We start from the raw sequence: 10,242 nt of genomic DNA, 5'->3' as shown, positions 1-10,242 counted from the left end.
GGTCACCGCTGCCATCGCGGCGCCGGCGGCGGCGAACAGCCCGAAATGGTGGATCCACTTGGTCGGGGCGAACGTCAACAGGAAGACGGTGGCGAAGATGACCCCCATCAACCGCCACACCGGTCCGACGGCGATTCCGGGTATTCGCTTGCGGCGCAACAACAGCAGCATGGAGGCGAACAGGCACGCGATGGTGATGAGGATCCCGAAGCGGCGGGACAAGGCGGCGTCGGTGGTCGGCAGGAACAGATAGAAGTAGCGCAGGTTCTCGGTGTACCAGGGCTGCGCGGGTCCGATCGCGGTGCGCACCGCGGTGGCTTCGCGTACCGCTGCCAGGGTCTGGTCGGCGAAGATCACCGTCAGGACCACAAACCCGGCTGCGGCCAGGGGTAGCAGCACCGGCCAGATCCCCACCGATTTCGCGCGAGTGACGATGATCCGCACGATCGGGCGCCCACCGGCCAGCAGGACCGCGACGGCGATGATCCCGGTGGGCTGGATGCCGAGGGTGAACGCGGCCACCACGATCGCCAGCCCGACCGGTGTGGCGCGGCGTGTCGCAATGGCGCGCTCGACAAGGACATAGGTGATGAGGGCGCCGGTGGCGATCTGGCCTTCGGGCCGCAACCCGTTGTTGAACGGCATCCACGCCGCGATGAACACCAGCGCCGCCGTCCACACCGCGGCGCGGTTTCGCACCACCGCCCGTCCGAGCCGGGGCAGAACTTCCCGGGAGAGCAGCAGCCAACACACCAGCGCGCAGACCAAGTCCGGCAGACGCAACCAGAGACTGGCATGACTGACGTGGGTCATCGCCGCGATCAGCTCGTAGTACCAGCCGAAGGGATCTTCGGGGCTCCCGTACCAGCGGAAGTAGTTGGCCATGTAGCCGGCGTGACTGGAGGTGTTGGCCATGCCGAATTGGTAACCGTCATCGGAGGATCCGGCGCCGGCGACAAACCAGACCACCGATATCACGATGACGGTGGCGTCCACCGCGGTGAAGGTGCGCCAACGGGTCGGGATGAGACGCTGCGCGCGCCGACCGTCGAGGCGGTCAAGTCGCCACAGCGCCAACAGCGCGACCATCGTGCCGAGGATGCCGGCGACCATCGCCGCAGTTTTCAGCGGCGACGGGGAGCTGGTGTATCGGGTGTCGATGGTCGCGGCGAACGACAGCCCGGCCGGGGCAGGGCCGCTCAGGTCGGTGAACAACCCGACGATCTGGGGCCGCAGGTTCGGATCACCGAAACCGCCGCGCAACGGCCCGCCGGTGGCCGGATCGTTCAGTCCTTCGACTGCGGCGAAGGTACCTGCCGTCGAGGAGGACAGCGCCAGCCGCTGGCACTGCGGGTCGCTCATCCGGCTGCGCGGCACGCTGAGGACCACCACATTGCGGGCGATCACATCGACGCGTTGGGTACCGGCCGTGACGAAGAGTCCGTTGAGCATCGCCTGCTTGCCGGCTGCCGGCGCCGTGCTCAACACCACTCCGCCCGAGGCAGGCATCTCGCGAAACACGCTGCAGGGCACCGACGCTTCCAACGACTCCGGGGCCAGTGCGATCAGCGGCGCGGTCACATTACCCAGGCGCCCGTCCTGTGGCCACTGCAGCGACGCGGTGGTCTGCACCACCGGCAACACGGGGATCAGCGCGCTGGCCACGAACCCCACCAGCCCCGCGATGATGGCGACCCATCGGGTCACCGGCAACGGCCGACGGCGTGGTGGTGCCGGCGCTTCGGAGAGTCCGTTTCCGGGTGCCGAGGCGACGTCCTCGACCAGGCTCACCGAGTGTCCCTCGCCCTCGTGTTCGCACGCATCGCATCATCAGTATCTGAAGCAAGTGTTACAGTCAAGTGTGCCGCGACCGTTCGACCGCGACAAACGTGAAGCGCTATTGGCCACTGCGGGCGCTATTTTGGCGCGCACCGGGGTCGTCGACACTTCGCTGCGTGAGCTCGCCTCCCAGATGGAGACCAGTGCTCGGATGCTGGTGTATTACTTCGGCACCAAAGAGCAACTCATGCTCGAAGTGCTGAACCGCCAGCAGCGGGCGGCGATACCGGAGACCGAGGATCTGGATCTGCCGGAGTCGATTGCGGCGCACCGCGAATGGTGCTTCGAAGACTGGTATGAGTGCACGCGCGGTGAGCGTCGCGACAGCTTGCGTGTGGTGCTGCAGATCTTCGGCGCCGCGTGTGGTGTCGACAGTCCCTACCGCGAATACACCTGGGACACCCTGTCGCTGTTGACGCGCAACTCCAAGGCGCGCCTTCTTGCGCTCGGAATGCCCGCACACGTCGCGGAGACCCGTTCGCGCATCGCGCTGGCAGCTTTCCAGGGTTTCATCATCGAATACTTCACCGCACCCGACCCGACCTTCGTCGACGAGACGTTCGCCAGGTTCGTCGACGAATTCCTGCTCGCGCCTTTCTAGGTCGACAACAGCTTGTCGGTTACCCGCGCCCCGAGCACATCGGCGGTGGGCACTTCGGACCCTTCGGTGACGAGGGCTCCGATCGCGGCTGCTCCGAACGCTGCTGAGGAGCCTGCCGTGGGGCCGGAGCCTCGCGGGCCGGTGGTTCCTGTCGGGCCGGTGCCTCCCGCGCAGGTCGTTGCCGGGCGGGTGCCTCTTGCGGAGGTGCCTGCTGAGCGGGTTCCTGCCAGACGGGGGCCTGGCGCTCGGGGGCCTGGTACCTGGGTGCCGGGGCCTCCTTGGGTGCCTCGCGTTCGGGTGCGGGCGCGGGTGCGGGTTCCTGCCACACCGGTTCCTCGCGAACAGGAGCCTGGGTCTTGGGGGCCGGCGCCTCGGGCTCAGGGACCTGGACCTTGGGAGCCGGATCACGCTGCACGGGAGGCTCTTCGGGTGCATTCCGTTGCTGCGGACGTTCCTGTTGTCTCGGTGACTCCGGGGGCGCTGCCGGCCCCTCGGATGCCGGCGCCTGCGGCTCAGGAGCGGTCTGGCGCGGCCCCGGGATTTCATGGGGACGATCGAGTGCAGGGTTGGGTGGGCTCGCCGGTTCCGGTTGGTCACCCGGCGACGTCGCATCGGCCGGATTCGGCCGGTCGGCCCGCGGTGGTGTCGCCGGTAGCTCCGGCGAAAGATTCAGGTCCTTCTCCGGTGCCGGTGCGGTCTCCGGCTTTTCGCGTGGTTTGTCGACCGTCGGTGGCGTGTAGGCGGGCACCGGCGACAGCTTGGGCGCAGTGAATGTGGGTGACACCTTCGACGGCGGCGCCGCCGGTGCGGGGGCCGCCAAGGCAGGCGGAGCGGTTGATTCCGGCGGTTCAGACGACGATCGGTGGTTTTCCTTGGGCGTATCGGATCGTTGGCCGAGTCCCGACGGCAGCTGCCACCCGACAAAGGAATTGGTCCGCGGGGTGAGGTCCCTGGCGAAGTTGCGCGGGGACTTGTCCGCGAGGTCTTTCATCAGATGCCCGGAGGTACGGGTCGCCTTGTCGTTGGAGATGAACTGTGTCAGTGAGGCATTGAGGTTCACCACCGGGGCCGAGACGTGGATGTTGACCGTTGTGTTCACCCTGATCGCCGGTGGCGCCCAATCGCGGTTGCGCGGGTGGTGCCAGTCCCGGTTCATGTTCCAGTTCTGATACCGGTGCGGGTTGAATCCGTGGGCCCGGTCCCACTGCGCGCGGCGATACACCGGGTTGTAGATCCGGAACTTCCACTCGTAGTACTGCTGGTAGGGATGGTGATGGTCGTACCATCGCTGGTTGCGCGGGTCGCGTGGGCGGTCGCGGTGTTGCCCCCATTCGTTGCGGCCATTGCGGTCCCAGCCGTGGCGGTCGTAGCCCGCCCAGTTGTAGCCGGCCCAGTTGTAGCCCCAGCGGTCGTATCCCCACCGGTCGTAGCCCCACCGGTCATATCCCCACCGGTCATAACCGATGAAGTCGTAACCGTATTGGTTGTAGCCACCGAGGTCGTAGTTGTACCAACCGCCCGGGTTGTAGCCGTAGAGCTGACCCCAGGATTGGTCGTAGTAGCCCAGGTTTCCGAGGTTGGGCGTCGACGGCGGATCGATGGGCTGCGGCCAATCGGCCATCGGGGAATCCGGAACACCGGGCGGCGCCGGGACGTAGTCGTCGGACGCGTCATATCCCCAGGTCGGTGCGGACGCGCTGGTCAGTGCCACAGCGTCCTGCTGCGGGTCGGCCGGGACGGCCGCCGGAGGCTCTGGAGGCGGGGCGGGCAACGGCGCGAGTCGAAGCACCGAATCGGGTGTGTACTGCAGAAGTTGTTGTGTCAGTTGAAGATAGAGATTCTGCAGACTGGTGCGCTCAGGTGACGGCGACAGGTAGTCAAGGTCCTGCTTGGCTTGATTGAGCGCGGTGCGGGCGTCGGTCAGCTGATCGGCGGTGGGTTGCTCCCCGCTGCCGAGAATGTCCTGAGCCTTCTTCAGGTCAGCTACGACAGCGGTCAGGGCGACGTCTTGGGCGTGTCCCGGAAATACCGTCCGCGTGACGCCCCACAGGGAACCACCAGGTGAGGTCTCGTACGCCGCGCCGAGTAGACCCGCCACGAGCACGCCGGCCATGGCGGCGGCAACGGTGGCCTTGCCTCGGCGAGAACGGGGCACGAACCTTCGCCATCTCGGCACAGGCTCGGCATACTCCACAACATTCTCGGGGACCAGTCGGGGCCCGAGGATCGTCATGTCGAACTCCTCAACTACGGCCGATGGCCGTGATCGCGCCGCTCCCGACCGCGCGGATCCAGATGTCCCGGAGCTCACGTGCTGCCCGGTACTTAATGCTTACCACAACTGCTAAGTGCAACTAAATTCTATTTATTCCCACCGCGGACGCCGGCGTCGCGGCGGAATTCTCATCAACGCATAGCTGTCGCACAGGGATTCACAGGAAGGCGGTATACCCGGCTATTGCTCGCCGGTCTCCACGACAGCCTTGATCCGCTCGAGAGTCTTGCGCATGTCGCGGATGTTCCGGCGCGTGCGGAGCTGTCCGCCGAGCATCGAGAACACGGTGGTGAAGGCTCCCGGCGTCATCCGGAAGGACTCGGTGACATCGGTCTCGGTTCCGGCCGGTTCCAGCCGGTAGTGCCAGTTGTTCACCGCTCGGTCGCCCACCAGGACGGCGAAGCCGAACTCCCGCCCGGGGTCGCAGGCCGTCACCTCGCACGTCGTCCAGTAGACCGGACCGATCTCGTTTCGTTTGACGTGTCCCCGGAACCGCGCCCCGAGGGCGGGGCCGGTGGCACCGCCGAGCCATTCGGCTTCCATCACCTCGGGCGAGAACTTCCCGGTGTTGCGTACGTCGGCGATGAGATTCCAGATGCGGTCCGCCGGCGCGGACATGCGTACGGTTGCTGAGCCTTCCATGGACATGGCGTCCGCCTCCTCGGGGCAGTGGCGTCAACGTAACACCGGCGCGGACGGGGACTACGGGTTTTCCGGGGTTCGTGGCCCCTGGCGGCCGTGTGATCGTCGAGAGGTGAGTGCTTCCCGAGACACCCTACGCATCGGTGCTCGCCCGGGTGTCGGCGATCTCGCGCATCTGGTCGACCAGCCGTCCTGTCACCTGGGCGGCGAGCCACAGCGCCATCTGGTCGTCGTCGGACAACCCCGCCAACAGTTCGGCGATGCGTTGCTTGCGCAGAACCGCCCGCTCTTCCCACAGGCGTTGGCCGCCCTCGCTGACCTTGACGAGGCAGGCCCGCCCGTCGTCGGGGTCGCTGCACCGCTCCAGCAGGCCTTGCTGTTCGAGGCGCTGGACCAGTTGGGTCATGCCCGACTGGCTCGCGCCCTCGGCCTCGGCGAGTGCGGTGACCCGCATCGGACCCTCGCGGTTGAGTCGGACGAGGACGAGCGTCGCGCTCGCGCTCAAGCCTTTGCGATCGGCGAGATGCCGCCACATGAGGTCGGCGCTCGCCACGAGCATCGACGAGACGGCTTCCACGTTGCTGCCGAACGGTGCGCTGCTCACGGCTCATTTATATCAGTCATGGGAAGTAATAGGCCGAAAGCGGTGCGACTGGATGCCGGTGACGCGGACGCCGGGGTGGGGCGGTCATCTGCGGTTGCGCACGGATCAGTGCGTGGTAAATCGCGTACATCGCCTTCGTTGCTTGGCTGCCAATCTGCTGTGAATGCCCGGCGGTCGCGAGCGAACGGCTTGAGAAGTGCATCCTGTATGCGATATATCTGTCGGTCATGATCGGGGAGCAGCCTGCGGACGGCCGCAGACGACGAAACCGAACGCTCCTGCAGAACGGATGGCTTCCGGTCGTCACGGTCATCGCGTTGGGCGTGGGAGCGTTGGGCGTCTGGAAGGTGCACCAGATGTCGGAACCCGGACCGGTGCCCACCGTCCTCGCCGCGCAGGCGCCCGAGCAGTTCACGCCCAAGCAGCTCACCTACGAGGTGTTCGGTTCCGTCGGTGACGGCGGGATGCTGAGCTATGTCGACATCGACGGGCATCCGCACAAGGTCGATGTCACGGAGCTGCCCTGGACGCACACCGAGACGTCGACCCTCACCGTGGTCTCCGGCAGCATCTCCGTGCAGGTCAATGGCGGCGAGGTTGGGTGCCGAATGTTGGTCAACGGCGTTGTGCGCGATGAACAGTCGTCCACCCATGCCGAAGCCGACGTCACCTGCCGGGTCAAGTCCGCATGAGCACTCATCGGGCGAACCGCCCATTCGTCGCGCGGACCGTGCGGGTCCTGGCAGTGCCGATCATCGTGTTCTGGGCGCTGCTGGCCGTCACCACCAACACCTTCATCCCGCAGGTCGAGCACGTCGCCGAACAGCTGGCGGGCTCGATGATCCCGAGCTACGCGCCGTCACAGGTCGCGATGCTCCGGATCGGGGAGAAGTTTCAGGAATCCACCTCCACCAGCCTCACCATGCTGGTGTTCGAGGCCGACCGCCCCCTCGACGACGGTGATCACCGGTACTACGACGACCTGATGAACCGGCTGAAGCAGGATCCGGAGCACGTGCAGTACGTGATGGACCTGTGGGGCAAACCGATCACCGCGGCCGGGGCCCAAAGTGTCGACGGCAAGGCGACTTTCGTGCTGTTGCGGTTGGCCGGGAACATCGGCCAGCTCCAGGCGAACGAGTCGGTGAACGCGGTCAGGGACATCATCGCCGGCGACACCCCGCCGCCGGGGCTCAAGGTCTACGTGAGCGGTGCCGCCCCGCTGGCATCGGACACGCTGACCATCGCCAACTCGAGCCTCAACAACATCACGATCCTCACGATCATCCTGATCGTGATCATGCTGCTGGTGGTCTACCGGTCGTTGGCCAATGTGCTGGTGCCGCTGGTCAGCGTGCTGATCGAAATGCTTGTCGCCAAGGGCGTCATCGCGACGCTCGGACACTTCGGCGTCATCCCGCTGTCGTCGTTCGCGGTGAACATCGTGGTGGCACTGACATTGGGGGCGGGAACCGACTACGGCATCTTCCTGATGGGGCGGTATCAAGAGGCCCGCCAGGACGGCGAGAGCCGCGAAGACGCCTTCTACACCGCCTACCGCAGCGTCGCGCCGATCATCATCGGCTCCGGGCTGACGATCGCCGGTGCGTGCTACTGCCTGAGCCTGGCCCGGCTGGACTACTTCCACACGATGGGACCAGCAGTCGCCATCAGCATGCTGTTCACCATCGCCGCGGCGCTGACACTCGCACCGGCACTGCTCACGCTCGGCAGTCTGTTCGGATTGTTCGATCCCAAGCGCATGTCCAAGGGGCATCTGTACCGGCGGATCGCGACGAGCGTCGTGCGATGGCCCAAACCCGTCTTCGTCGCAAGCACCGCCGTCGTGATGATCGGTGCGGTTTTCGTGCCCACGTTCAAGGTCAGCTACGACGATCGTGCCTACCAACCTGCCGATGGCGCAGCCAATCTCGGCTTCGAGGCCTCCGATCGGCACTTCTCGCAGAGCAAGCTGTTCAGCGAGATGCTGATGGTCGAAAGTGACCACGACATGCGCAACTCGGCCGACTTCATCTCATTGGACCGGGTCGCCAAGAGCCTGATCCGGCTCCCCGGTGTCGCCATGGTGCAGAGCATCACCCGGCCATTGGGCCGGCCGCTCGAGCACGCCACGATTCCCTACCTGTTCACCACCCAGGGCAGTGGCAGCGGTCAGCAACTACCATTTACCGAGCGGCAGAACGAGAACACCGACAAACAGGCCGAGATCCAGGCGCGTTCTGTCGAGGTGCTGCAGAAGGTGATCGGGCTGACCCAGCAGATGGCCGACGAACTGCATTCCACGGTGCTCACTTTGGAGAACCTCAAACAGGTCACCGACGACATGAACGCCGGGATCTCCAACCTCGACGATTTCCTGCGACCCTTGAAGAACTACTTCTACTGGGAGCCGCACTGTTTCGACATTCCGGCGTGCTGGGCGATGCGCTCGCTGTTCGACTCGCTCGACGGGATCGACAGCCTCGACGCCCAGATCGCTGACGCCGTCACGTCGTTCGAGGCCATCGACCGGTTGCTGCCGCAGATGATCTCGCAGCTGGAGCGGATGATGGCTGACAGCCGGTCCCTGCTGGGAGTCATCACCAACAACTACGGTCCGGCGCATCTGCAGTCCACCCAGACCGACCAGACGTACTACGACCTGATCAACGTGGGCAACGACTTCGACCAATCCCGCAGCGACGACTTCTTCTACATCCCCAGGGAAGCGTTCGACAATGAGGACGTCAAGACCGGCATGCAATTGATGATGTCGCCGGACGGCAAGGCCGCCCGGTTCATCGTCACCCATGAAGGAAATGCCATGGGGCCGGAAGGGATCGACCACGTCGAACAGTTCCCCGACGCGATCAAGGCGGCGCTCAAAGAAACCTCGCTGGCGGGCTCCAAGATCTACATCGGCGGCGCGGGGTCGAACAACAAGGACATCAAGGCCTATGCCGCGTCCGATCTGCTCATCGTGGCGATCGCTGCGTTCGTGCTGATCTTCCTCATCATGCTGTATCTGACCCGGAGCCTGGTCGCGGCCATGGTCATTCCCGGCACGGTGGCATTCTCGTACGCGGGCGCTTTCGGACTGTCGATCCTGGTGTGGCAGCACCTGATCGGTCTGCACCTGCACTGGCTGGTGCTGCCGCTGACCTTCATCATCCTGGTCGCGGTCGGCTCGGACTACAACCTGCTGCTGATCTCCCGGGTCAAGGAGGAGTCGGGTGCGGGGCTGAACACCGGGCTGATCCGCGCCCTGGGCAGCACCGGCGGCGTGGTGACCTCGGCCGGCCTGGTGTTCGCGTTCACCATGCTGGCCATGCTGATCAGCGATCTGCGCACCATCGGTCAGGTGGGCTCGACGGTGTGTATCGGCCTGCTGCTCGACACGCTCGTCGTGCGCTCGTTCGTGGTGCCGTGTCTGCTGCGTTTCCTCGGTCCGTGGTTCTGGTGGCCGACCTTCATCCGGCAGCGACCGCTACGACAGCGGCAACCAGTGCCGCAACGGCAGCGGACGGAGGCCTGACATGACGACGTCGACTCTGTACGGCATCCTGTCGATCGTTTCCTTTGCGCTGATCTGGGTGTTCGCCGTCGTGGCCTTCGTCTTCACCCGGCGGATGAGAGGCCACTCCCACGTCACGTCGAAGCTCGCCGTCGGCACCCTGTCCGCCACGTTGCGCAAGGTTCGTAAACGCGAGGCGCTCTCGGACGAGGAACTGGCACTCGCGCGACAGGTCCTCGCCGACCGTGGCAGCATCCTGGCGCTCGCGGTACCCGCCACGCTGTTCTGCATCGGATGCTTCTACGTCTTCGGCAGCCTCGAACAGCTGCACGGACGTACCCCGTCGGAGCGCACATTTCTCGGCGTCTTCCCGATGCTCACCTCGACCAACATGGCGATGCAGATCCTCAGAAGTGCGCGCCTGAAGCGGCGACTCCCGTGATCGAGCCGTCCAATGCGCTCAGGCCTCGTGCTCCCGCCCGAGTGCGTCGAGCAGGCAGTTGACGGCCAGTTTGCCCAGCGCATCAGAGGCCAGCGGGCTGTCGCCGGTGAGCAGGCGGCGGTCTTGATGCACGGTGCCGGCCATGTCGTCGTTGACGATGGTCAGTCCCTGCTTGGCGAGCAGGTCGGCGACGAGCCACTGCAGGCGCCCCGGAAGATAGCCGATCTCGATGTTGGGGCCTTCGTCGAGCGAGTCGGGGAACACGCACACCGAGTACCCGGCGAACGGTGACTGTGCTTTGTCGAGGCCGGCGGCGCTGCTGGCC

Annotated in this window: 8 protein-coding genes and 1 pseudogene; 4 read left to right on the top strand and 5 right to left on the bottom strand. The window is 65.5% G+C overall.

Annotation, left to right across the window (positions count from 1 at the left end; all coding sequences use genetic code 11):
* Positions 1-1,791: arabinosyltransferase domain-containing protein (locus A5779_RS01400; RefSeq protein WP_207549009.1), on the bottom strand; the 1,791-nt coding region annotated here is incomplete at its 3' end.
* A gap of 70 nt (positions 1,792-1,861) precedes the next feature.
* Between A5779_RS01400 and A5779_RS01395 the strand changes: the two genes are divergently transcribed.
* Positions 1,862-2,440, top strand: coding sequence for a TetR/AcrR family transcriptional regulator (locus A5779_RS01395; protein ID WP_236734612.1), 579 nt, complete (start codon positions 1,862-1,864; stop codon positions 2,438-2,440).
* Positions 2,441-2,459: 19 nt separating this feature from the next.
* On the opposite strand, the gene A5779_RS33940 is transcribed toward A5779_RS01395, so the two are convergent.
* From A5779_RS33940 to A5779_RS01380, 3 genes are all read right to left on the bottom strand, one after another.
* Positions 2,460-4,673 carry an FIVAR domain-containing protein gene (locus tag A5779_RS33940; protein WP_165609728.1) on the bottom strand — a complete coding sequence of 738 codons (2,214 nt, stop codon included), beginning with the start codon at positions 4,671-4,673 and terminating at the stop codon, positions 2,460-2,462.
* Positions 4,674-4,895: 222 nt separating this feature from the next.
* The gene (locus A5779_RS01385) at positions 4,896-5,357 is read right to left on the bottom strand and encodes an SRPBCC family protein (RefSeq protein WP_064878204.1); all 462 of its coding nucleotides are present in this window, start codon (positions 5,355-5,357) and stop codon (positions 4,896-4,898) included.
* A 133-nt stretch (positions 5,358-5,490) separates the two neighbouring features.
* Positions 5,491-5,961, bottom strand: coding sequence for a MarR family transcriptional regulator (locus tag A5779_RS01380; protein WP_110776784.1), 471 nt, complete (start codon positions 5,959-5,961; stop codon positions 5,491-5,493).
* A gap of 227 nt (positions 5,962-6,188) precedes the next feature.
* Here A5779_RS01380 and A5779_RS01375 point away from each other — a divergent pair, with 227 nt between their 5' ends.
* Genes A5779_RS01375 through A5779_RS01365 form a run of 3 tightly spaced genes read left to right on the top strand, consistent with a single transcriptional unit; the run spans position 6,189 to position 9,917 of the window.
* Positions 6,189-6,653, top strand: a complete 465-nt coding sequence (locus tag A5779_RS01375) for an MmpS family transport accessory protein (RefSeq protein WP_236734611.1) — start codon at positions 6,189-6,191, stop codon at positions 6,651-6,653.
* Positions 6,650-9,496: an MMPL/RND family transporter gene (locus A5779_RS01370; protein ID WP_174554250.1), complete on the top strand. Its 2,847-nt coding sequence runs from the start codon at positions 6,650-6,652 to the stop codon at positions 9,494-9,496. Before A5779_RS01375 ends, A5779_RS01370 begins: the two co-directional genes overlap by 4 nt.
* Position 9,497: 1 nt before the next feature.
* Positions 9,498-9,917: a hypothetical protein gene (locus A5779_RS01365; protein WP_064878194.1), complete on the top strand. Its 420-nt coding sequence runs from the start codon at positions 9,498-9,500 to the stop codon at positions 9,915-9,917.
* 18 nt (positions 9,918-9,935) lie between these two features.
* Here A5779_RS01365 and A5779_RS01360 read toward each other — a convergent pair.
* A pseudogene (locus A5779_RS01360) lies at positions 9,936-10,242 on the bottom strand (glyoxalase III HchA); the annotation flags it as partial.

Source organism: Mycolicibacterium peregrinum (assembly GCF_001665625.1).
GTDB lineage: Bacteria > Actinomycetota > Actinomycetes > Mycobacteriales > Mycobacteriaceae > Mycobacterium > Mycobacterium peregrinum_B.
Note: the sequence above shows the minus strand (reverse complement) of the source record. Positions and strands in the feature narration are given on the sequence as shown.